Annotated in this window: 17 protein-coding genes and 1 pseudogene; 6 read left to right on the forward strand and 12 right to left on the reverse strand. The window is 37.2% G+C overall.

Annotated elements, in window-relative coordinates:
• Positions 1-9 precede the first annotated feature (9 nt).
• Positions 10-1,257 (forward strand): helix-turn-helix domain-containing protein, encoded by a 1,248-nt coding sequence (locus C8K15_RS11430; RefSeq protein WP_108586538.1) that lies wholly within the window; start codon positions 10-12, stop codon positions 1,255-1,257.
• Positions 1,258-1,761: 504 nt separating this feature from the next.
• Here C8K15_RS11430 and C8K15_RS11435 read toward each other — a convergent pair.
• The 4 genes from C8K15_RS11435 to C8K15_RS11450 all read right to left on the reverse strand — a co-directional run bounded on the left by C8K15_RS11435 (position 1,762) and on the right by C8K15_RS11450 (position 6,634).
• Entirely contained in the window at positions 1,762-2,577 is an 816-nt protein-coding gene (locus C8K15_RS11435; protein ID WP_108586539.1) for a lipid II flippase Amj family protein, read from the reverse strand.
• Between the two features lie 446 nt (positions 2,578-3,023).
• Entirely contained in the window at positions 3,024-4,085 is a 1,062-nt protein-coding gene (locus C8K15_RS11440; protein ID WP_108586540.1) for a Ger(x)C family spore germination protein, read from the reverse strand.
• The gene (locus tag C8K15_RS11445) at positions 4,082-5,173 is read right to left on the reverse strand and encodes a GerAB/ArcD/ProY family transporter (protein WP_108586541.1); all 1,092 of its coding nucleotides are present in this window, start codon (positions 5,171-5,173) and stop codon (positions 4,082-4,084) included. Before C8K15_RS11445 ends, C8K15_RS11440 begins: the two co-directional genes overlap by 4 nt.
• Before the next feature lie 30 nt (positions 5,174-5,203).
• Positions 5,204-6,634 carry a spore germination protein gene (locus tag C8K15_RS11450; protein ID WP_108586542.1) on the reverse strand — a complete coding sequence of 477 codons (1,431 nt, stop codon included), beginning with the start codon at positions 6,632-6,634 and terminating at the stop codon, positions 5,204-5,206.
• A gap of 730 nt (positions 6,635-7,364) precedes the next feature.
• On the opposite strand from C8K15_RS11450, the gene C8K15_RS11455 reads away from it, so the two are divergent.
• Positions 7,365-7,874 carry a hypothetical protein gene (locus tag C8K15_RS11455; RefSeq protein WP_108586543.1) on the forward strand — a complete coding sequence of 170 codons (510 nt, stop codon included), beginning with the start codon at positions 7,365-7,367 and terminating at the stop codon, positions 7,872-7,874.
• Between the two features lie 131 nt (positions 7,875-8,005).
• Here the strand turns inward: C8K15_RS11455 and C8K15_RS11460 are convergent, their stop codons facing one another.
• On the reverse strand, positions 8,006-9,727 hold the full coding sequence (locus tag C8K15_RS11460) for a M4 family metallopeptidase (protein WP_108586555.1): 1,722 nt from the start codon (positions 9,725-9,727) through the stop codon (positions 8,006-8,008).
• A 277-nt stretch (positions 9,728-10,004) separates the two neighbouring features.
• Between C8K15_RS11460 and C8K15_RS11465 the strand changes: the two genes are divergently transcribed.
• The 3 genes from C8K15_RS11465 to C8K15_RS11475 all read left to right on the forward strand — a co-directional run bounded on the left by C8K15_RS11465 (position 10,005) and on the right by C8K15_RS11475 (position 12,050).
• Positions 10,005-10,838, forward strand: a complete 834-nt coding sequence (locus tag C8K15_RS11465; protein WP_108586544.1) for a DUF4047 domain-containing protein — start codon at positions 10,005-10,007, stop codon at positions 10,836-10,838.
• On the forward strand, positions 10,807-11,352 hold the full coding sequence (gene sipW, locus C8K15_RS11470) for a signal peptidase I SipW (RefSeq protein WP_108586545.1): 546 nt from the start codon (positions 10,807-10,809) through the stop codon (positions 11,350-11,352). Before C8K15_RS11465 ends, sipW begins: the two co-directional genes overlap by 32 nt.
• Positions 11,353-11,435: 83 nt before the next feature.
• Entirely contained in the window at positions 11,436-12,050 is a 615-nt protein-coding gene (locus C8K15_RS11475; RefSeq protein ID WP_108586546.1) for a TasA family protein, read from the forward strand.
• A gap of 229 nt (positions 12,051-12,279) precedes the next feature.
• Here C8K15_RS11475 and C8K15_RS11480 read toward each other — a convergent pair whose 3' ends face one another.
• Positions 12,280-13,530, reverse strand: coding sequence for a helix-turn-helix domain-containing protein (locus tag C8K15_RS11480; RefSeq protein ID WP_108586547.1), 1,251 nt, complete (start codon positions 13,528-13,530; stop codon positions 12,280-12,282).
• 1,140 nt (positions 13,531-14,670) lie between these two features.
• On the opposite strand from C8K15_RS11480, the gene C8K15_RS11485 reads away from it, so the two are divergent.
• Positions 14,671-15,180, forward strand: coding sequence for a protease inhibitor I9 family protein (locus C8K15_RS11485; RefSeq protein WP_233260458.1), 510 nt, complete (start codon positions 14,671-14,673; stop codon positions 15,178-15,180).
• Between the two features lie 435 nt (positions 15,181-15,615).
• On the opposite strand, the gene C8K15_RS11490 is transcribed toward C8K15_RS11485, so the two are convergent.
• The 6 genes and pseudogenes from C8K15_RS11490 to C8K15_RS11515 all read right to left on the reverse strand — a co-directional run bounded on the left by C8K15_RS11490 (position 15,616) and on the right by C8K15_RS11515 (position 24,022).
• Positions 15,616-16,677 (reverse strand): HupE/UreJ family protein, encoded by a 1,062-nt coding sequence (locus tag C8K15_RS11490; RefSeq protein ID WP_108586548.1) that lies wholly within the window; start codon positions 16,675-16,677, stop codon positions 15,616-15,618.
• Between the two features lie 225 nt (positions 16,678-16,902).
• Positions 16,903-20,079, reverse strand: coding sequence for a discoidin domain-containing protein (locus C8K15_RS11495; protein ID WP_108586549.1), 3,177 nt, complete (start codon positions 20,077-20,079; stop codon positions 16,903-16,905).
• A gap of 783 nt (positions 20,080-20,862) precedes the next feature.
• Entirely contained in the window at positions 20,863-22,335 is a 1,473-nt protein-coding gene (locus C8K15_RS11500; RefSeq protein WP_108586550.1) for a polysaccharide deacetylase family protein, read from the reverse strand.
• A gap of 63 nt (positions 22,336-22,398) precedes the next feature.
• A pseudogene (locus tag C8K15_RS21405) lies at positions 22,399-22,563 on the reverse strand (pentapeptide repeat-containing protein); the annotation flags it as partial.
• A 75-nt stretch (positions 22,564-22,638) separates the two neighbouring features.
• The gene (gene rsiV, locus C8K15_RS11510) at positions 22,639-23,511 is read right to left on the reverse strand and encodes an anti-sigma-V factor RsiV (RefSeq protein WP_199224101.1); all 873 of its coding nucleotides are present in this window, start codon (positions 23,509-23,511) and stop codon (positions 22,639-22,641) included.
• Between the two features lie 25 nt (positions 23,512-23,536).
• Positions 23,537-24,022, reverse strand: a complete 486-nt coding sequence (locus C8K15_RS11515) for an RNA polymerase sigma factor SigV (RefSeq protein ID WP_108586551.1) — start codon at positions 24,020-24,022, stop codon at positions 23,537-23,539.
• Between the last annotated feature and the right edge of the window lie 343 nt (positions 24,023-24,365).

A 24,365-nucleotide genomic window follows, 5' to 3' on the forward strand; every position in this document is an offset into this window, starting at 1 on the left:
TGATGGAACATGGATGAAGGATTAATTATTAAACTGTATCGTGAACGAGCAGGTTTGACACAAGCACAACTGGGAAAAGGGATTTGTTCTGTCACTCATGTAAGTAAAATTGAACGTGGACTTACCCAATGTTCAAAAGAAATTATCAATCTTATTTGTGAGCGACTTAACATCGATTTACAAAAAGAATTAGAACAAAATGAATTATTAGAAAAGAAGCTGAATGAATGGCTGGAAGTAATGGTCAAACAACAGATAGCAGATATAGAACTTCTCAAACAAGAAATCGAAGACAACACTTTTGTACATGTATCAGAAGCACATCATTTTTATCGTATCCTAGTAGCACGCTATTTCTTATTAAAAGGGGATGTGGAAAAAGGAAAAGACATTTTAAAGAGCTGCCAAGCTCATTGGAATGAGTTGGATCGTTATGAAAAAAATTTGTTGGAACATACATTGGGAATCTATTACCTTACTTTAAATAAAAGTAAAGAAGCAATTCATCATTTGAAGAAAATTAACCCGATGGAGTACAATAACCATGAATTTTATTTTCATCTTGCGTCTGCTTCTCATTACACAAATGCTAAAGTAAAGTCCTACTATTATGGAAATCTTGCCTTATCTTATTTTCGAAAAACGAATAATTTCAAAAGAATCCTGGATTCAGAAATGCTAATGTTAGCACAAATGGGATCTAACGACCTTGATCATTTCGAAGATACAGTTCAGCAATATCAGTCGTTAATCAAAAGCTGCCGAACTTATCAAGAAGAGGCAAAGGAAATTAACGTATGGCACAATTTAGGAGTTGAATACTTTTCAAAGGAATATTACAAAGAAGCAGTTGACGTATATAAAAAAGTACTTGAAATGTGTAAATCATTCCAAAATCCTCATTTAAAACTAAGCGCGTTAAGAGGATACGTACACAGTTGTCTCTACATAGAGAATCTAAATAACAAGGAAGAATTAAAAAATTGTATTTGTGATGGACAGGAGATTGCTAAAAAAACTCAAAATAAAACCTATGAATATGTGTTCCATATGCTGGATATTCTATTGCATGATGAGGATAAAAAGGACTATTACCCATTTTCAGAAAACACATTCCTCCCCCATTTACGGGAAACAGGGAATAGCATTTTAATCACCCTCTATGAAAAGGAGCTTTTTCAATATTATCGAAAAACCTCTCAGTATCAAAAAGCCAGTGGACTTGCAGTTCGATATATAGAGTTTCCCGCGCAATAGATTAAAGGTGCACCTACCTAGAAACTCTCTTGATGATCAAGCGAGGTTAGTCCCCGTTGGATGCTGTTCTTCCCGAGTTCAAGAGTAAGGAAAAAAACCGTCCTGCTGTGATTACTTAATAAAAAAAGGTCTTGGATTTTATTCCAAGACCTCATTGTGTATAAAATCATTTAATGAATCCAAAATGGGCCCTACAGGTTGAGATAACACCCGAATAGTATTCAACTTGATAATCCATAAGAAAAAGCAGTCCTATAATGGCAGCCGGTTCTTCAACTAAGCAGATGCCAGCGTAGAACCTGCGGGTGAGTGGGGCAATGATGCCGTCAACTAAACTGTCACCCCCCTACTTAAACCCTATTAAAAAAGGTCAACCAATAAAAACTGGTTAACCTTATAATACGAAGCACCCGTTGGCCTTCCATCTAACAAAAGCGAGCGCTACACCACAGAGGAAGGCTGCATGTGTAAAAGGTAGCTGTTAGTGAATAATCTCGATAGCTTTTAGTTCATAAATTTAGTAAACCAAGCTACGTATTTAGCACCTGGAATAAATAATAATTGGGCAAGTAATGTTCCAAATAGTCTTGAAGTAATCATCATTAAAGAAATGCTCTTTAGTGAAAGATAATTTCCCCTTTGATTAACTACATCATCGGCAAGAACTGAAATTTTAGGGTCAATAAATATCACAAGAAGAATAGTAGCAATTCCATTTATTAGCCCAGATGCCATAATAGCAGTTGAAGCTCTATCTGGTGCTAATAATGCTGCGTACAATGCAGATAATACCCCAATTGTATATATTGCAGTTATTATCATATTGACTAAAAATAATTTATAAGGGATTTCTTTTATCTTAATATCTTTCAAATAGGCAAGCTTTGGTAAACTAAAATGCTTTAATCCTCGCCTCATGTATTCCAGGGTTAGTCCCTTTTTAGCTAAAGCTGGAATTGACCCTTTCTCTTCTGATAAATGGATTATTGCTCTTGAAAATATGGCAATAAAAGTAGGAAGTAGAAAAATGCCAAGTAATGTCCCCATTGTTGAAGCACCAATAAGAACTCTATATTGACTTTCAACAAACTCTAAAGTGTTTTCCTTAGGTGCCGTATCTATTAGACTCCCCGTAAATGGCTGTTGCATCATATTAGCTAACCTTGAAACAATGACCATTAGATTAAATAAGGATAAAGCTGAAGCAATCATTTTCACCCTTGCACCCGATAACCTAACGGCGTAGGCAAGCGTTTCTATTGAGTGGATTATAAAAATAAATAAAAATATAAATACTAATTTTTCTGTAATAAATTCCAATTTGATTTCCCTACTTTGGCTTTATTTAATAAACCTAATATTATCACATAACTAAAAGTATTATATTTAACTAAGCTTTCCCATTAGTTGACCAAACTTTTCCCTCAGATTAAGAACAGACTTTACTCTTTTGATATAGCTTGGACTCCACGCCCTGCTTTTATTAATTAATTAAAAAAGGTCTTGGATTTTATTCCAAGACCTCCTTGTGTAACAAAAGATAATGTTATTTTTTTATATCCTAATACTTTTCCTTTTATATTATCAATCGGTACTGCACCAAAATTTTACTATCAAGACTTCTCCACCAACTGTCCCCTAATACAAACACATAGTCATACAGAAGACAATTTCAATCAGGCTAAAATTAGATTGAAGTTGTCTTCACATCAATTAATTGCAGCGAATAATCAGAATTTCTTTCATCCTAGGGACACTGATTATTATCACTCAAACACTCCTGACTCCGTGATCTTTACATCCACTTTTACGTTTACATTAATCGTTGGATACATATCGTTCCATTTTTTCTCATCCCAATTCCTTGTCCGGCTCCGTACCTGTTCCCCAAACCCAAGCGGATCAATCTTTAACGTTTGAAACTTTTTAATCATCTTTTCGGCTTGCTCCTTAACATCTTGTTCCATTTGTTGTTCGACCTTTTTATACATCTTCTTCTGTTGAATTTTTTTACCGGAGTGTTGCCTGATAATTCCATTAATCTGTAGATTTACTGTGATTTCAGGGGTTGTCTTGATGTTACGGACTAGAAATTTTCTTTTTGAACCAAGATTTCGGACATAAGTATCAGTTCGTACCTTGTAAGAACCATTTTCCGATGTTTCAGATAACACAGTAAAAACAAATAAATCACTGAAATCGATTTGATCCACAAATTTATCCTTATCAAACAGAGCGATACCGCTAACCGTTACTTGATCATTCTCTAATTTCAGTAAAGGCAAAAATGGATCCATTCCTGTTGAATAATAATCAAACATAAATTGATGTAGATTTTTCTTTGGTAGCAATCCCAGATTCGTATTCTGTTCGATGATTTGGGAAACATACCTCCCTGTGTCCTCGTTCTTAAATTGTGTGGTTAACATCTCTCTCACTTCACCATCTACGACTGCCAACAAAAGATTTGTCGTGATATTTGGATCGCGTTGGAAATTATCTACAAGATCAAAAATTCCATGACCCGCAAGCTCGCTGCTGAAGAGAACCAATTCCAGCTTTCCGGTTTCTACAGTTTTCGGAGATTTCGTATCTATTTTGATGAGAAATTCTTTACTGAGAGATGAAGTTTCCGTAAACGTTTCACTCGAAATGGACTTATCAGGATTATAGACGGGAATAACAGCTGTCCCCTGAATGAGGTCTTTGGCTACGTAATCGTATCCTATTGCAGAGTCTAAGTGAAGATCATCCAATATTTGTGTCTTTACACAACCTGTAAGTATAGATGAAATAAATAATAACAGAATGATAATTGTTTTTATCATCCTTTTTTCCTCACTTTATGATGGATTTGGGAGATGATAAATAAAAATGGAATATAAAGGACAATGATGTAAAAGCCAATATGGGATACGTTTGTATTTAGCATATCAACACTAGTACGATTAGTTAGCAAACAATTCACAACAAAGATAATGACAAGCAATACGATTAAGGCCGTATGCTGCTTGACGCCAAACAATTGCTTAACCCCTCGGCTGGAAGACCATATTGAGAGGCAGATGTTGGGCAATATCACCAGCACATAGGTTGCTATCCCGATATATTCGAATCGCTCGACGAATGGCATCTCCACAATTTTCCATATACTTAATGTAGCCCAGACAGTGCCGGCCAGCTGTTTTTCACTGTAATACCCAAACGATACGATCGTTAACACAAGATAAATTAATGTCGTAAAAAGAGCACCGAAATGCGCCCATTTTTGAGATTTTTCCGGCTGTTTGATAAAGGGATAAAACATGAACAGCGTTTCAAATCCGAGATAGCTTAATGCTGTGTCTTTCGTGGAGATGGCGAGTTCTTTTAAGCTGTGGTCCAAGATTGGTAATAAATTTCTGAAATTCGCAAACTCTAGCGGAAACCATAGGGTTAACAGCAAGTATAAAGGCAAAACTACTCCCAAAAAGCTCATCCCGGTTACAGTTCGAAATCCCCCGGAAACCACATAATAGGTGAGTATCAGAAACACCAGGCTAAATGCCCATACTTTTATCTCTGGAAACATCCAAACCTGAATAACCTCAATAAACGTACGGAGGACGGTAATCGTAAAAAATAATAAGTAAACGACAAAAAATAAACTAAATAGTCCGCCTATCCATTTTCCGAATAGATCCCGATGAATGACCGTGATATCTCCGTTTCCCTTTTTCATAATGTTGTAGATCATCCAAATCAGGAGATTGACTATAAACCCAAAAGCCAATACAGCGATCCAGGCGTCATAACCTGCAGATTTGGCGATGTATCTTTGAAACCCCAGTACTCCAATTCCTATTTGAATGGAATTAACAAGAAAAAAAACAAGAAAAGGCGATACAAGAAATCGTTCTTTAATAGCTGTTGGCATCTTCCCACCTCCTAACTAACCATCGGAATTTTATTCATCGATATCTTTCTTCTCTTTCGCTTGTTTTTTATTAAAACGATTAGGTTCTTTTGTCCTCAACAGAATAGGTCTTTTCGATTGCGATGAGAAGGGCAAACGGATAAATGCATCTTTCAAATCTGCCCAACGCAGCGGGTAAATAGGTTCTAAAAATGGCCTACCCAACGATGTCAACCGAATTAAGTGAACAAGCAAAAAGCAAAAACAGAGAACCAAACCGACTAATCCCCATAACTGGGCAAATAAGAGAAAAGGAAAACGAATCAATCGGATCGTATTGTTCATCTTGTAAACGGGAGTGGTAAACGATGCGAGAGCGGCTAGAGCTACGATAATAAGCAAGACATTGCTCACCAGCGCAGCTTCAACGGCCGCAGTTCCAATTACAATACCTCCAACGATACCGATTGTTTGACCAATCTTTGTGGGTAATCTTGCCCCAGCTTCACGTAACAGCTCAATTGCCATTTCCAAAAAAATCACTTCTAGTATGGGTGGAAATGGCACATTGCTTCTTGACGTGACAAGCGTTACCATTAACTCTTTTGGTATTAATTCATAGTGATAGGTAACAACAGCCACGTAAATCGGGGTCGAGAAAATAGAAAAGGTAACCGCAAAAAGCCGTATAATACGGAAAATCGATGCAACATGCCACGATAAAAAATAATCTTCAAATGAAGAAAAAAATTCGATCAGTGTGGTTGGGCCTATCAAAGCATGAGGTGACCCGTTTACAAGGATTACTACTTTTCCTTCCGCTAATACACCAGCCACCCGGTCGGGCCGTTCCGTATCCAACAGCTGTGGAAACGGCGAATTCTGGTTATCCGCAATCATCTGTGCAATATAAGCGCTATCTATAATCTGATCAAATTCAATATCGTTAATCCGCTGAATAACGGTATTCACGTTTTCTTTATCTACAATTTTTTCAATATAAAGAACAGCCACTCTCGTTTTTGTAAGTGTGCCAACCATTACCTCTTTAATTTGCAAATCAGAAATAGGCAGTCGTCTACGAATCAGATTAAGATTGCTATCTAAAGATTCTACAAATGATTCTTTTGGTCCAATAACGCTAAATTCCACTTCAGGAATTGAAATATTGCGACCAATTTGCAATTCCGCCCGGGCTAACGCGCACATATTATCCTTTTCATCCAATTGAATCATGACAAATCCGTTTAATATCAATTTTTCAATTTTATCAATCTCACTTGTAATAATAATATCTTCAACCAATATGGCACCCTTTAATTCTTCATACGTTCGAATTGGCTTGTCGTTGATGAGAGCAAGAATATCACGATGTAATATTTCTACGTTAACCAACGATTTACAATAAGAAATATAAAAAGGATTCAAAGAATGGTTATTGGAATAGCAAATAAAATCACTAGATTTCTTCAATCGACTCATGATTTCAGAAAGATTTTCTTTTGATTCTTTTGATTCCTTTGATTCCTTTGATTCCTTTGATTCTTTTGATTCTTTTGATTCCTTTGATTCCTTTGATTCCTTTGATTCATTTGATTCCTTTGATTCATTTGATTCATTTGATTCTTTGTTTTTCTTTTGAAACCACTTTTTCACTGTACTCACCGTCTCCTGTTTAAAGAAATCCAGAGGTATCCTTTGAAATTAGAACCTTCGTATTTTTAGATTCTTGTTTGTTCGGCTATACGTCAAAGTAAAAGACAATTAAGGTTCGCGTTTTTCAAGTTAAGAGCAAACCAGAAATGACAAATCTCTTATTTTCATTGTTAACAAAAATTTATTTATATAAACAAAAAATGAACTTCAGCCACTAAGATTAAAGGGTGCTCAAAGGACAGTATTTTAAACAATGAACAACACTTTTAATTATGCAATGGATCATCGTTTCCGAGTCGCTTTAGACTGCAAACCTGACTGCACCATAATCTAAAGAACGAAAAAAACGAGCTGTGACTTTGTCACAGCTCGTTCTTCTGTTTCTACAGACAATCCAGCGGTAGATTTGCGTCTTACGCTTCCCTCCAACCTACACAATCAAAGTTCTTTAAATTCGGTGGACGAAAGAATAGACACCTAAGCAATTGACTATATTGTAAAAGTTGGCAACAGCATTATATCCGAAGCTTTCAAATTTTTTGCATCCGAAAAAGATATGGAAATTAACAACTTTACAGCCCATCATCGCTTCCCATCCTTCGTAGAAAGAGAATGGGCTGGTGCATATAGCCGAGAGGATCTACGTCAAAAATGGTGGTTAGACCGAGGGTTAATCGCATGGTTTGTTAACAGCAACCAGCGCCTAATGTTAAAAATCGAAGTGGGTCCACTTCATCAGAAAAAACGACTGGAACTTTTACATGCATTGCGGAGCCAAGGAGTAGTAATACGGGATTCTGCCTTTGAAGACGGCAAAAAATACACCAGTATATTTACCAGTTTCTTGCCTTTAAAAAACTGGGAATCGAAAGAAGCAATCAGTCAGACCATGATACAAATGTATGATGCTGCAGAATATCAGGAATTAAAAGGGAAAATTGAACGGGCTTTAAGTAATATAATTTTTGGAGACGTGGATTTTTATATTTCCCAAAATAACTTCCATGCTAGTCGAAGAAGAAATTCATGGGATGCCGAAGTTCTTGAAGATCTATTTAACAAATAGGAAATAGATTTTCTTCAGCAACTTTAATAAGACCCAGTATAGTTATTTGTTTCTGCAAACTATCAGATTGTTAGCAAACTAGAAGATAAAAAAACCATGAACAGATTCACTCGTTCATGGTTTTTTAAGTTTTATTCTGCTGGAACGCCTATAGAATCATATGCATCAATTACTGTTTTAGTTTCTAGTGATGGTACACCATTCTTATCTGGGTAAAGATCTCTAGAAGCTTGGATAGCAGCTTGACGCATTTCTTTGAAACCAGAAGAAGGTACTAAATATTTTGTTAAAGCACGGTAGAAGATTTTTTCAGTTTTTGAACGAGTAATTCCTGTTACTTTTACTCCGTAGTGCTCGCCACCTTCAGAGATTAAGTAAGCAGCTTTGTTGTTAATGCTACTACTAATGTGCACGCCACCTTTATCTAACGTACCTTGATAGCGATCTTGATAATGATCTGGATAACGATTATCTCTCATCCCATATGCCGGAGAAAGAAGTTTAGATCTTGGATCACTTAGTGAGCGAAGACCACCATCACCGGCTTTATTTGGAGTGTAAATATCTTCACCCATGTCCCATTCTGCTGGGCTAGTAGCGCCATTAGAATGCATTTCAGACAATGCGCCAAAAATATCAGCTAGTGATTCATTGATGGCACCAGACTCATCTTGATACGTTAAATTTGCAGTATTTGAAATAACACCATGCGTCATTTCGTGACCAGCGACATCCATGCCACCAGCTAATGAGCTAAATGTAACCCCATCACCATCTCCGTATAACATTTGCTTTCCGTTCCAAGCGGCGTTATTCCACTTCGACCCAATATGAACAGTACTTATCAATCCCGTACCTTTATCATCTAAGCTATTACGCTTGTGAATATTTTGATAATAATTGTTCACTTTAATAGAGTTTGTATGCGCTGAAACAGCAGCAGGATCTGCAAAGAAGTTCGTTTTTGTTTCTACTTCAAATCCCGTGAATCCAAAAAATGCTGACAGGAGAATGAAAGAATTTTCACCCATGCGTCTCGCGTCGAAAGTGTTGACAGATACAATATTAGGGTTAGCGGTTGTGCCACCAGCAATAGCAGCACCTTGTAAATAGTTTTTACCAGATGCAGCATCTTTTACAGCAATAAAGTTTTGCATAGTACCGGTTACGTCTAACCCTCTTGCCATTACTGGAGTAACTGCCGGTGCATCAGCCTCATGAATTGCATTGAAGCTATCAATTACTTCTCCGTTTGTTGCATCTACAAAGTAATGGAAGTATCCAGGCGCTGGAATAGAAGTAGATGCTTTGATTAGGTAAGTTAAATGATATTGCCCTCCATAATTATAGATTGTTAACTCAGAGTCAATTCCATCGTAATTCTTTACTGCACCAATTTGTGATTCAACACCTTCTTTGGCAATTGCGATTGCATCATCTTTTGAAATAGATGCTTCGGTTGGAATAATCGAACGCGCTAATTGTTTTTGTGTTACTTTGCCAAAAGATGCATATACGTTATTGTTTGCATCTAATGCAACAACTTGTCCAGAACCGTAAATTGGAATTCCTTTGTATTGCTCAATAGTACGTACATGGTATGTACCTGTTGTACTATCCGCTTGCTCGCTAATAATTTTGAATTGATCCCCTGAAGTTGCCTTCGTTTGAATTCCAGCTACTTGTGATTGAAGGAAAGCTTTCACAACCTCTTGCTTACTTAATCCTTCAGCTTTAAATAGTAAAGTTGATGCGCTTGCTGGTTGAGCAGCAAATGTAGCTGCATTTGGTACGATTCCTCCAAATGTAACTGCCAGAGCCAATACAGCAGGAATAACAACTTTTTTACTCATCTTCTTCTGATCTTTCTTTTTCAATACACTCACCCCTTCTTTAAAATGTGATATCACAATTAGAATTATTTAGAAAATTCTAAACAAAGTCAATCGGTTCTAGCCAACTCCCTATTGGGTTATTTTTAATGCGGCTATTAGCATTTATCTGCTCCAATAAGCAATTTCGACAAAATTCCGCCTTGTTTTATGATAAAAATAACCCCATTTAAATATTCGCTCAATTCTGAAATAATGAGGGCAGAAAGATAGAGTTGCTTTACGAAGGAGGGTACAAATGAAGAGAACATTCAATAGAGTTGTCATACTTCCCTGCTTATGTTGCGTTTCCTTCTATGCAGGAATTCAGATAGTAGGAGAAACAGAAGCGTCATTTTCTAGCCAAGTTTCATCAGATCCCATAACAATGTCTGCAGCATTTGTTTTTCCAGCAACCATTAAACAGTTAGAGGAATATGCACAAGAGATTGCAAAGCTTATGCATGTCAACTTTGAAACTATCATTGCTACTTCACCAGGTTTATCATTACAAGCATTATATGAAAGGCTTGCTGAAATCACAGAAATCGAACAGGAATTAAACCTCCAATTAGGCACACTAAAGAATGTTTATGATGAAATGTCCACATATAATAATCAGATTCAAGATCAAGGAGAAGCTGATAACCGTACATTTGAATATGTACGTAAGGGTTTTGAAAACATAGATAGAATTTTGCAAGAAGTACAAGGAACGATTGATTTTCAACAACTAGAAGCAGTTCGCTCTACTATCACATTGCAAATAAATGAACTGGAAGAAAAAGCTTCTAAAGAAAATACACAAGCCAATCAACATCAAGACAACTCTGAATCTCCGGATGAAACAACATCGGAAGAAACAGCTTCCGAGGAAAATACACAAGTCAATCAAAATCAAGACAACTCTGAATCTCCAGATGGAACAACATCAGAAGAAACAGCTTCCGAGGAAAATACACAAGTCAATCAACATCAAGACAACTCTGAATCTCCGGATGAAATAACATCTAATCAAGAAGCATCAACGAATTCAAATAATAATGAGGAGGTGACAGAACATGAAGAAGAAAATATTGAGCGCAGTGAGTAGCATCATTAGAAGCGTTTTCCTAATTGCCGTATGTTTATTAGCATTTGTTGTTCTTTCTTCTCGAGTATCAGGAGGTGAACCAACAATTTCAGGATACCAAGTAAAAACAGTATTATCAGGATCGATGGAACCTACATTTCAAACAGGTTCTATCATCTCTATCAAGTTAGGAAATTCTTCTTCTTATAAAAAAGGTGATATTATAACTTTTCGCGTTGATGAGAAGTTAATTACACATAGAATTTTGGATGTAAAGCAAGCGAATGGACAAGTATCTTATAAAACAAAAGGTGATAATAATGACGGTCCTGATTTATGGACTGTTTCCTCACAAGATGTAGTTGGAAAGTACACGAACTATACGATTCCTTATGTAGGATATGCTATGAATTATGCGAATTCTAAAGCAGGGTCAGCTCTTTTGTTAATAGTTCCTGGTATACTGTTGATCATTTCTGCATTACGTTCCATTTTTGGTGCAATTAAACAGCTAGAAGTAAAAAAAGCATTGTAATTTGGTTATATCTCCTATGTACCTACAAAAATACATAAGAGTTTAATAAATTTTGATTCAATAATAATAAGGGGGATTTAAGAATGAGCTTTACAAAGACGGTAAGTAAAGGTGTTATGACAGCTGCATTAGGATTATCATTAGTTGGGGGAGGAACATTTGCATACTTTAGCGATACTGTTAATACACAGAACACATTTGCTGCGGGTACATTAGATTTAGCAGTAAATCCTAATTTTGTTGTAAATATCGACAACATTAAACCAGGCGATGAAATTTACCGTGAGTTTACTTTAGAAAACAACGGTACATTAGATATTAGTAAAGTATTACTAGATACTAAATATAATGTCGAAGATTTGAAATCAGATAATACTGATGATTTCGCAAAACATATTAAAGTGACCATTATGTATAACACGAGCAGTGCGACTACTCCCATTGTTGAGACAACACTATACGACCTACAAAATCAAAAGCCAGATTTAACTGCAATTGATGTATACGAAGGCAATACTACGAAACCAGATGGAATTCCTGCTGCAGGTAAGGAAAAGATGTTCGTATTGTTCGAGTTTGTAGATAATGGACAAGATCAAAACAAATTCCAAGGCGATAAATTACAAGTGGATTGGAAGTTTAACGCAGAGCAAACAGCTGGAACTTATTACGACGATACAGATGATAACAACAACTAATATATAGTCAAATAGGGAAATGACTTCCCTACCTACCTCTTAAACCACCGTACAGTTCGATGTATGGTGGTTTAATTATGTCTCATACATAAGTGATGTTACTTTAAAGTATTTTTGTTAGTTCCAAAAATCCAATCTGTAACCGGCGTACAATAAAAAAGCAATTCCCTATAAGCATTCGTGTCAGCATGAGTTTTTCGGGAATCGGAAGGAGAAAAATAACTGTGCTCTAAGATATAGCATTCATAAAGATGTTTGAAATTTGGACAGCTTTCTCATACTGTTTCATCTCCACGAAGTGATAGTATAATTGCTTGCAGTACCTGTTAGTTAAAGTCGCATGATTGTTGGACTTGAAGTAAGGGATAGCATCCTTCTCTATGAAGCTGTAATACTGATCAAGTTTATCCTCTATACGATAGATGAGAAGCTTGAATAATATTTTGTATAAACGGTTGTCCAATTCTTTTGCCACGGACATCCCTTCCTGAGCCTTGTTCAGCATTGCCGTTTTTCGCAGCAGCTTTCCTTCAAAGCAGCTTTTCAAATAATTGTGCAGACGTTGAAGAAATAAAACAGAAGGCTTCTCCGCCATACGGAGCGCCTCTCTAAAAAGCTTCTGTGCATTGGCATAATCTTCTCTTTTAAAGTATTGATAGCCTAAGTTGTTCAGGAGCATCCCTTTTTTATCAGGTGCATTCAGTGTTTCACTGTCATGAATCAGATTATAATAGGATTCCTTCATCTCTTTGAAATCAAGATGTATATCTCCCCCAATCTGTAGAAGCATCAAGGACTCAGCGTTGATTGCCCTCAAGAAGTTATTCGTTTCCTTGAAGTGCCGTAACGCTTTTTCCGCAAATGCATAGGCCTTTACTTTGGAATCGATCCAGTAATAGGCTACGGCCAAGTGGTAATAGTATTCAGGGTTGCCATACTCATCCTTATCTATTTCCTTCAAGACTTTTACAGCCTTTTGATGATTTTCAGTGTTTGAGCTATTGTAATTAGCTATGTAATATATGCCCAATACGTGCAATAGCAGGTTCTTTTCATAAGGCGGTAGCTCTGGATAGTCTCTTTTGATATGCTGCAAAATGACATATGTCTTATCGAAATCACTCTGCAAGATATAATATCTAGCCTGCAGCAATCGGTACAGGGGATCATAGTTAGAAAAGCTGATAAATGGGGTTTCTTCTAGCTCTTTTTTAGTTTTCTCCACCGCCTTCATCCTTTGCATAATGATTGAGTTATGCCAGCGATGGAGCTGTTTCTCCATGTTCCCAAGACGGATAATCCCTTCTTCTATATCTATGTGTAAGCGTTCTGAGAACAATCCGATGATTTCAGAAGAATAAGACGTTTGCCCGCGCTCGATTTTGCTAACGTGAGTGACTGAGCAAATTCCTCTGCCTAATTGTTCCTGTGTTAGACCCGCTTTTTGTCGGTAAAATTTAATGATTTTCCCTTCTAACATATAAATCTCCCCTTATGTTCCTAAGTAATATGAATGGAATTATTTTTATCATGAAACTTTGTTTATATAAGTTCTATAGAGATGTATATTTCAAAGTGTTACCCCAATTAGAAAAAGTCTGTTTCCTCTAGGCGATTTCCTTTGGAATCAGACTTTCATTTGCCCCCAATTTTAGGGATACAATCCGCCATTTTGGGTTTAATCTCTTCCTTCGTGACAGACTTCCGAACTAGTAATATCAATACCAGGAGTAATGACAAATCCCTGATCTACTTCAATTGTTGAATTGCTGGACGTTGTCAGGTGTCAGCTGATTCAAGATTTTCTCGCCATTTTTGTACTTTTCGGATTTTTTGCTAGCACATTGAACGGAAGGCTAGTTATTAAATTCAATCTCTTATTGCCCCAATCATAAACAAAGCTGAAAACACTGTCAATTCGGGTAATAGAGCGCCTTTTCTATCTCACAATAAAATCAGACTAAAATTCAATCTATCAATTTGTCGTATTTAGGGGGATTTTCGTGCATTATGGGTAAAATCAATAAAATGTACCGAGAAAAATCAACTTTACTTTAAAACATCAAATCTAATTCATTACCTTAGATCTACAGAAAGAGATTACTCCAAATTCAAAAAGAAGCAAAAAAAAATTTATGTCCCTCGCTTCAGCTTGTTAAAAAAACTTTCCCTTTACTATTTCAAAAGATTCAACAACACTAACTGCTTCTTTTACTTTCAACAAATCAAAATGAGAATTCGTCATCTTTAGTTTTAATTTCATTTATTAATGCTATCAATCGATTGAATGTTTCTTGCAAAGTTTCAATAGAAGAAACTCTTTTCACATATTGGATTTTGAAACGATTGAGAAAACCTTATATAAACAATTTTAAGGATGGTTCCCTTTGTGATTTGGAAACCATCCTTTTCTTTTAAGTTGGCATTATAGATTTAACTCGTTTCTTTTACTGCCCTATTCTCGCCAGTACTTTTTGAAAGGACAAAATAAATTGGAGTGAATTATTGTTCAATTACCTAGCAAAGAGATCAAATGTCCTAAACAAGGGTAAAGTAGTACTAGAAATTGAAACTCATTAAGTTTGCATTGGCAATAAAATTAAAAGGAGAACCTGCTGCGATGAAGAACTATTATAGAGTGGTTATCATAGGATTATGTGTCATCTATTTAGGTTGTCAATTTGACATTGTAGATGGGAGAAAAGTGGATACGAAGACGGAGAATGAACTGGAGGTAAAAGAAATGATGAACACGCCCATATATGTTGATCCAGAAATCGATTTAACGAGCCATAAGCAAGTTTCCGTAATTATCCAGTTTAAAACTAAGCCAGCTAAGATAGCTGTCATAGAAGCACAGGCAAAAGGACTGACATTATCGTTAGAAGAAGCAACGAAAAATGTAGAAGACAGCCATATACGTTTTCATAAAGACATTCAAACACTGTTAGAAAAAGAAAAAGTCCCTTACTCGATAACTAGATCGTATAAGACCGTTTACAATGGTGTGGCCATGGAGCTCCCCGCTTACGAAATCAAAAGATTGTTAAACTCAGCGGAAATTTCCACGATACACGCTGATAAAGAAATTCAGTTGGATCCCCCTATACTTCCGTTTGAACAGATGTAAGAAAAGCGGAATGCGCCTCTCTAGCTTGACGCCATGAAAAGTGGCATGCAGACTGGCGCTTGGAGCTAGACATAGTAACACCGGAATTTTATACTTTCTTATATTTTAAAAGAGGGCTGCACGCTTCGTTTGGAAGCAGCCTTTCTGTTGGTGTGAAGTGAACAGATAGAGTGATATAAATTTCCATGATTTTACTATTACAACGTGAAGCGCATTTTTACAACGTGAGTGGAGTGTTTCCTTCGTTCATCGTAAAAGCTCACAATATAAGAATAGTTCCTATATAGTTGAGAGTGGTAACTTCAAAGGTAAAACATTAAGTTCTCTTTTCATATGCCTCATCAATATAAGGACCTGACTTGGTTAGACACGCAATAATAAAAAAGAGCTAGCAAAAATACCGCTAACTCTCGTATTGATCAATACATGGCCTAATTACAATCTTTGAATCAACCAATAAAATGCCAGCACAAAAATAAGGCAAGACGTTGAGATCATCATTTTACGATACCATGGGAACCTTCGCAGCCATAGCAAGACGGGAAGTAATAGGCATAGGAACATGAGCTGGCCCGCTTCCACACCTAAATTAAACGTCAGGAGTGAGCCAATCAGATTGCTCTTTGGAAGTCCCGTTTCGGCCAAAGCCCCGGCGAAGCCCATGCCGTGAATCAGGCCAAATAAGGCCGTCAGTAGCCACCGCCATTTCGCCTTTTGAACAAACATATTTTCCACTGCCACATAACAGATCGTCAGGGCAATCAAGGCTTCGACCCAATGCGAACTGACCTGAATACGGTCGGTGGCCACCAAGATTAGTGTTATGCTGTGGCCGATTGTAAAAGCAGTAACAATTTTCAACGCATCCTTGAAGCGAGATGCGATTAATACTAAGGATAGCAAAAACAGCAAATGATCGTACCCGGTCAAAATGTGTTCGATTCCAAGTACAAAGTATTTCCATAGGACGGATCCAATTTCAGGCTGGGGCAGGTCCTGGGAAAGGTTAATCAGAATATCTCTATTAGTGCTATCAATCATATCCTGCTGAAAATATTCCCCTGCATGGACCATGAGTACACTCGTATGAGCAGGCGCATCGTCAAACACCAGATCGTAATGAAGATTAAATTGTTCGATTTCTTCATCGGCGATAAACGCCAGTTGAATTTCCATGCCTCTTACGGCACCCTTTTGCGCCATGTTCATCGAAACCAATTCCATCGTTAAGGGCTTCGAATCCGCATCTATGCGAAGACCTTTCTGTAGGTAGGATTCGATTTTTTGCGAGGCCAGTTCATCGTTTACCAGATTATCCAAGTCAGTACCGAATTGTGGAAACAAGTCTGTTTGTTCAATAAAAAGATCATAGAGAATCTCGTTCCCTTCAATGTTTAAATCCGAGTAATTCATATTTATGGAATGCGCAAGCGAAGTTGTGGCAGTTCCAAAAAATAATAAGATGATAAACAATGACAGGAATGAACGTCGAATCATAATGGGACCTCATTTCATAGAAAGTGGAGAGAAAAGATTTACTTTTCTCTCCTTATTATCTGGTGCTATTGCAAAATCTTATTGGCGATCCAAACTAAATCTGCAAAATTAATCTTGTCGTTATGATTGATATCTGCATCTTTAACCATGTGCCAATCCTCACTTGTAATGGTCTTTCCTTAATTCACCGTGTCCAGCGTTCAATAAATTCTTTTAAGCTAGAAGCTAATTCTTTACAGTTTCTGTTTCAAGGACGCTAATCTCCGCGGCCGCTGCCCAGCCGTTAACACCCGCCGTTGCTTCGAGCTTGACATATGATGCATCTGTCGGATCAAAAGTTGCTACTTTCTCCGCATTGTCGTTTGCCCAAGTTCCGCTTGCAACTTTAGTAAAGGTCACTCCATCTGTACTTACATAAACGTTATATCCTGTAATATTTCCGTTGTTGCCTGATGGCCTTGGTAAATACGCGACCTTATCGATTGGGTAAGTTCCTCCAAGATTTAAGGTGATCGATTGAGGGAGAACATCAGATTTATCCCACTTTGTATGCCAAAAAGTTTGTGAATTTCCGTCAATCGCCATGGATGCTGAATTATTTTCACCAATCGTTTCCTGACTTGTCGCCGTTGCCGTCATCTGAGACTGAGTGATCTTATTAACCGTTACTTTAATGCTTGTTGTCAAAGGGACGTTATTGGGATTTTTCACCCCAGTTGGCAAAGTTACAGTTCCATTGACAGCGAAGTTTTGTGCAGTCTTTACAGTGGGATCATAGTTTGAAGCATCTACATTCCATGTCACATTGGCTTCTCCCCTGCCTGCATCAGTATCCAAGGATACTGTCTTTGGCAATCCAAGGGCGTCCGCTGTCTTCGCCGTTCCGATTGTCAACCCTGTTATGTCAGCAGGCGCAGTGATGCTGTTTAAATTAACACTTTGAGCCTCAATGTCAATGTCCTGCGACGAACGGTTATACATGGAATCGTCGGCAAATACCCTGAGTATATATGGAGTTGTCGGCGACAAATCTGTAAACTTATACTGTCTGTATTCATCGAATGGTTTGTCTAGCGGCAGTGAAAGGCTGTTAAACGATTTGTCCACTTTCCCGGTGAGCTTGTTGATAAGCTGAATATTATATTCCAAAACGCGCACATTGTCATTTGCTTGCTTTATTGTAAAAGCAAGTTCGTTGTTTTTGTAGGAATCGAACGTAATACCCTCTTCAAACTGCGGAGCTATGAGTTCTCTTATATCGCTCCTGCTATAGGTAAAGGCCTCTTTACCTTCGCCAACGACTTTTACAGAAGGTATGCCTACATATTCATCTGTACTTAAGTTATACTGTTTGATGATCATTTTTGAACCGTAAACCTCTACGAAATTCACGATGCGAGGTGTGGTTTTATAGTTAATATACGAGCCTTCTATATATCCGCCGTACGGACCGTTATCAATATAACTGGAATATGAACTCGCACCGCTGTCGAGATACGTAGCCGCACCTTGATAGTGAGAACGTTCGTCGGTCGGGTCGTATTGCGTATGACCTGACATATATACCACCTGCGAAAAATTATTGTTGGCAATATATTTACCTACATTATTACTTGCCGCGCTGCTCCAAGCCGATCCCCACACAGTTCCGCTTATAGGGTAGTGAGAAGATACAAATATGGGTTTGGTTGGATCGTAATCCTCTTCTTTTTTAATTTGGTCGAGGAAATTGGTGGCTTTTCCCACCGTTTTTTCGTTGTTATAATTTCCGTCAAAACCTACAAAATTATATCCTTTTACCTTTACCCTATAAGAATCGTTAAAGAAATTGTTATCGTATGAATTCGTTGACTCGTTCCACGCGCCCGCCGAACCGACAGGAATAAATTGTTCGGCTCCGCCCATATCATGGTTGCCTCTTACCATATAAAACTTCGTATTTTTTAACAAACCCTCATTTGTAAGTTTAGTATGTATGTCTGTCAGATTTTTCATCCACACATATTCATTGGCATTGTTACCGCCGGTAACGTCGCCAGGGATAAAAAGTACGTCGGCCTGTGGGAATAGTCTCAGTTCTGTTCTGTAGCCTTTTTCAATTTGCGCTATTTTTGCGGGATTAGAACTGATTTCTGGGTCGCTGTCTATAATCATATTTAAACCGGCGGGAGTTAATGTTTTATTGCTTTTTTGATAGATGAATAGGGCGTTGTTTAGTTCACGTTCGTAATAATTGATGGTTTCCTGTGTATATAATTTTACTTTTTGCGTTGTTGCAACCGTAGTTGCCGTATTCAAAACTTTTTTCAAATGATCAAAATCGGTTTGGCTGAAGCCGTTGCCGAGACCGTCTGCTATTAGTGTATTTGCTTCTGATATTGTGTCGTTAAGTGCATTCACATCTACTTTATTTACAGCGTAACTCTTATAATTAGCTTGAACTACATCACTGCCAAATGCACCTTTCCAAACATTCAGATCAGCTATATCGAATGAATTATCGCCATGTTTGCCCAATCCGTCGCTACCTATATTTAATGGGTTCGATGTATCTAAAGATCCGATCCCCAGCGAAGTTTCAGTCATTTTGTAACCATCAATATACAACGATCCGAGCATTTTATCTCTGTCTACAACAAATGTCACGTAACGCCAATCGGAAGCATTAAACGTGTCGCGCCCAAATTTTACTGATGTGGTCGGGAATCCTAAATTCATATTGACCGAATTGGCTGATGTATAAATCGCCCAGCCTTCATTAGAGCTCTTAGTAAAATCCTTGTTTGATAATATTACCTGATTATTGTTAGTGTCACCCTTATACCAGAAGGATGTGGTATAACTGTCATTACCAAAATTCAAGCTATGCGGTGTACCGACATAATTGCCGTCTCCACTTTCTAAGTGCAGAGCTTTGGTCCCAGGTAATACACCGTCTACATAACTATAATTTCCTTTCCCTTCCAAGTTCTCTTGATTTGCATCGTCCTTTAAATTATTATCGAATTTCATCGATGCAATAAGGGGATTGGCATTTAATACTGCGTTCGTGGGCAATGAAGTTTTTCTGTCACCATTTGATGGTAAACCAACTACAACGCGCAATTTTTTACCAATATCATTTAACGTTACGGTGTAGCTTTTGGATGTACCACCCGATTTCACATTAATATATTGATCGCTTATACGTGATTCCTGTACTTGCCATTGAAATGTTAGATTTTTGCTCATTGAACCATGATCCATGATTGCACCGGCGGTGATCGTTTGACCGTAAACCGGCTGCATATTGTCGATTTTGACGATATTGTCGTCCGACTTGTTTGTAAGTGCGCCTGCGGTGGTCGATAACATAACGAATATCATCGTGAATACGAGTGAAATAGATAAAATTCTTTTCATTACATGAAACCTCCAAATTTTAAGTATTTTAAGAGTCTGTTCAAAAAGCTTGTAAAATTGAGTAAAAAACAAAACCGTAGCGAAACTTTGATGCGGAACTCATTGATTATATCGATTATGTCGACGACTCCATTGTGCTGGAGAAGGTCGCCCCTCTTTACAAGGATGGTGGGCATCCTCCTATCGATCGGGATGAGAGGAGATTTTTCGTCACGGAAATCCCCCTTTCGTTTCCAATATTGGAACCTTGATTTCTCCTTCTACTGTTCTCATTAAACTGAAACAGTGCTTTAATCCTGGTAGGCCGATATTTTGAAGTTCACCTCCCAGAATAGGGGGAATACATGACAATAGACGGCACAATATAACACAATCACACAAATTACCTCTTGTATAAACAAATAATACACAATCATTATTGATTTTCTGTAAATATTGTGTAAATTGTTGTAGATTTACTTGCTACTTGAAATTTGAGGAGAGAAGCTGAAATGAGATAAACTGAGTTTAAAAAACACATAAAAAAAAAGGAAAGTAGACGGCTACTTTTCCTCCAAATTAATCTTATTCACAATTTCAATACCTTTTTTTAAAAAATATATATTTTCTTATTCAACTAAAGCATCCGTTAGCTCAACAAGGAATAGTTGTATTCATCATTAATTACTCTATATAACTTCACTGGTGTTGCATAAAACAGTTAAGGGTAGTTTGAAAATTCTGATTTCAATACTTGTGTCAGATTGACCCAACAGCAAGCTCTTGGGTCAATCTTTCAACTTATCATTCTAGTTCTGAAACGGTTACAAACTCATATCCTTCACTTGTTAAGTAAGCAAGCACACTGTCTAATCCTTGAGCAGTCGATAAATGAATATCGTGCATTAAAACGTTGCTGCCGTCATGGACGCTACTTTTCACAGACGTTAAAAGTTGAGCAGCATCGCGGTGTTTCCAATCGAGTGTATCTACATCCCACAAAACAACGGGTAATTGCAGCTCGTTTAATATGTCATCATTGAAAGCACCGTAAGGAGGACGAAAAACAGTGGGTGCTTGTCCAGTGGCTTGTTCGATGATGTTATTTGTCCTTGAAACTTCTTTTGTAATCGAATCCGTCGCCATATTCGTTAAGTTTGCATGTGTCCAAGTGTGGTTGCCGAGCTCATGGCCAGCAGTCAACACATCGTTCGCGATTTCCGGATATGATTCTACTCGACTGCCTAGCATAAAGAATGTTGCTTTTGCATCATACTTTGCTAGAGTGGCAAGGATTTGCGGCGTTACTTTTGGATCTGGACCATCATCAAACGTTAGGGCGACTTGCTTCGCACCCTTTTCTACAGGTTGAACAACAACTATATTTTCAGACGCATCACTGTCATCCGGTTCTTCTATCGGTTCTTCTCCTGCTTCATCTGAAACTTCTTCAACAGGAGGTTTTGGTAATACTTCTTCTACATCCAGTTTATAAGGTGCTACTAATTGTTCAGTTAGCGCAGCAAGTGGCACAGCAATAACCGGTGCACCTGCGGCACCACTAGCGATTTCGTACTCATCGAAATATAGGACGAGCGAATCGTCTATGAGGGCAAAGTTCTCGAAGTTGCTCCACTTCGGTTCGGTAGCCAACATCATATCTTCTTTTAGGACTCTATTTGTTAAGCTTGGATCTTTCTGAATGCCATCTCGTACAAGTGATGAAAGTTTTACAAGCTTAGATTCGTCATGTCCAAATAAATCAGCAATCTCAATAATTTCACCTGACTCTGGGTCAAAATGAATGGTGTTAAAACTGTTAAAACCATTTGCACCGCCTAAATACGTTCCGGAAATCATAACTAATGAATACGATCCGGATGCATGTGGAAATGTTTCGAAAGCAATGTTCAACTCTCCAGGAGTCGTACTATCGATTCGCTTATTTTCTTCCATTGCAATTAAATAATTATCCCGTTGTTCATCTATGTATTTTTTGACACGATCATTAAATGAGACTACTTTACTTTGTGGATACTGAATGGCATAAGGAGAATAGTCATCGTTTTTAACTTCAGTTGTAATAAGTATTCCAGGAAAAGCTGATTCTATAGTCGACACATCTTTTTTTACTTCTGGGCCGTTGTTTGTATTTTGTTTTGCATCGCTCTCTTTTGAGGATCCGAGAAAAGTGAGGGTCATACTCAGAACTACAATCATACTGATACAGGCAACATCAATCCAGGGTCCGCGTTTCTTACTTTGGGATCTGGTCATTATCTCTGATTCTCCTTTTGTTAGTTATACGGCTTGAACGTAATGGTACAGACGTGAGTTCATAAATAGGGGAAAGACCTGTGCAACTCGAAAGCCTAGCCGTCTGAGGTTTTTGCGAACACCTCAACGGCAGTTCGATTGCAGGTTGGGGCAGGGCTTGCCAGCGTCTTTGTCAATTGCGAAGTCTGCCGAAGCTGCGAAGGGCAGAGAAACGCAGCACAAGCCAAATTAGTTTTCGCAGACTGCTCCGCAACACATCTAGGAAATCTGATTGCGATTTGATAAATGATGACTTTTAGGTGACTATTTAATGTAGTGGTTGCTAACTAAGGCATCCGAAAGAATATCAGATGGAATAATAAATTCAATAATGCCCATAGCCCCAGGAGCAACTTCATATTTATCAAAGGAAATGACTAATTGATTGTCTTTATTAATATAAAAATTTTGTTTGCTACTAATCTTATCAAACAATCCAATCGTCGTTTCATCCCCTTCATCTCGAAACCAATATAACTTGTTTTCGTCATGTTTCATTTGTTCTTTCATTTGCTCTTTTATGTTCTCACTAATCAAATTAATATATGTTTCATCTTTAAACAGTAGTGGAAGGGTTAATAAGATTTCTTTTTTCTTATCAATGGTGTCATATGTCATGGTTGTAGATGAAGATCCAACGGTATTCACTACGTACCTTCCAATCGATAAAATATTATCCGTGTCTGTCTTTACTTCATAGCCACTATCTATGCCTAAGTGACCTCCATTTTCTTTTTTCATCTCGTCCATTTCTTTCGTAAACGTATCATAGAGTTGTTTGTTTTCGTTCAAATATTTTTGATTTAAACTATTTTCAAGGTCCTTGTTTTTTAAGTTAGAAACAGCAGGAACCTTTAAATGTGCCTGATAAGTTTTTTCATCTACAGTGTATTCAGTAAATGTCAGGACATCCACTAACGTTCCAACAATCGGAACATCCGACAATGTTTTCGCAAATGTTGGACTACTATTTATGGAGAGAATAAAAATAGCAGATGCTGCTAAACCAATTACTGATTTAAATGGAAATTTTCTTACGTTAGAACGACTAATGGCGTTCGCTACGATGAAATCCAAATTATCTGGGATCGGGATGTTCTGGTAATCAGATTTTAATTTTTCTAATTTTTTATCCAATATCATTTTCCTCCTAAAAATAAGATCATGCCATTTGAATTCGGAGTAATTTTAGAGCTTTGGTTAATCGTGTTTTAATTGTATTTGGGTTTTCGTTTAATATTTCTGCGACTTCTTCTATTTTTAAATCTTCAAAATAGCGAAGAATAATCACACTTCGGTATTTTAGAGAAAGAGATTCTAAAGCTCTTTCTAGATCAATATTTGAATACTGATTTTCTACTCCATCAGCGTATGACTCAAGTGCTTCTTCATCAACAAACATTAACTTTTTCTGTTTTTTTAAAAAATCTAGTGATGTATTCACTACTATTCGATAAAACCAACTTTTTATATATTGTTCATTCTTTATGTGTCGTTTTGATGAAATGGCTTTTTGTATAGAATCTTGTAGTATATCTACTGCATCATTTTCATTTTTCACATAACTATACGCTAATCTATAAAAAGCTTCTTTGTTATCGGTTATACATTCTACAAGTTTCTTTTCTATGTGCAAATTCCCCTTCATCTAAAAAGCTCCTTTCTTAGAAGGTGTTCTATAAATAAGTCGTATTAGTTTAAAATAGTTTTAATTATATAAATTAGACTTCAACAACACAGTTCTACTTATGTTTTCTTGCTAAGAAGGTTAGCAAGGGTGTTCTTAATCTACGATAAAAGGGACTTCCTTAAAAAGGGAAAATCCCTTTTATCATAGATTTGAGTAACACAAATAACTAACATACAATATGTATTTTATAAAATCATATTATTATTGCTGTTGAACAGTTAATTGTGCAGATTACTGAGTGTTTTCGATGATGTTGATGCTAAGGTTGTCCCATATGCACTCATTAAAATTGTAGCTGATG

It is taken from the genome of Paenisporosarcina sp. OV554, assembly GCF_003058165.1.
GTDB lineage: Bacteria > Bacillota > Bacilli > Bacillales_A > Planococcaceae > Paenisporosarcina.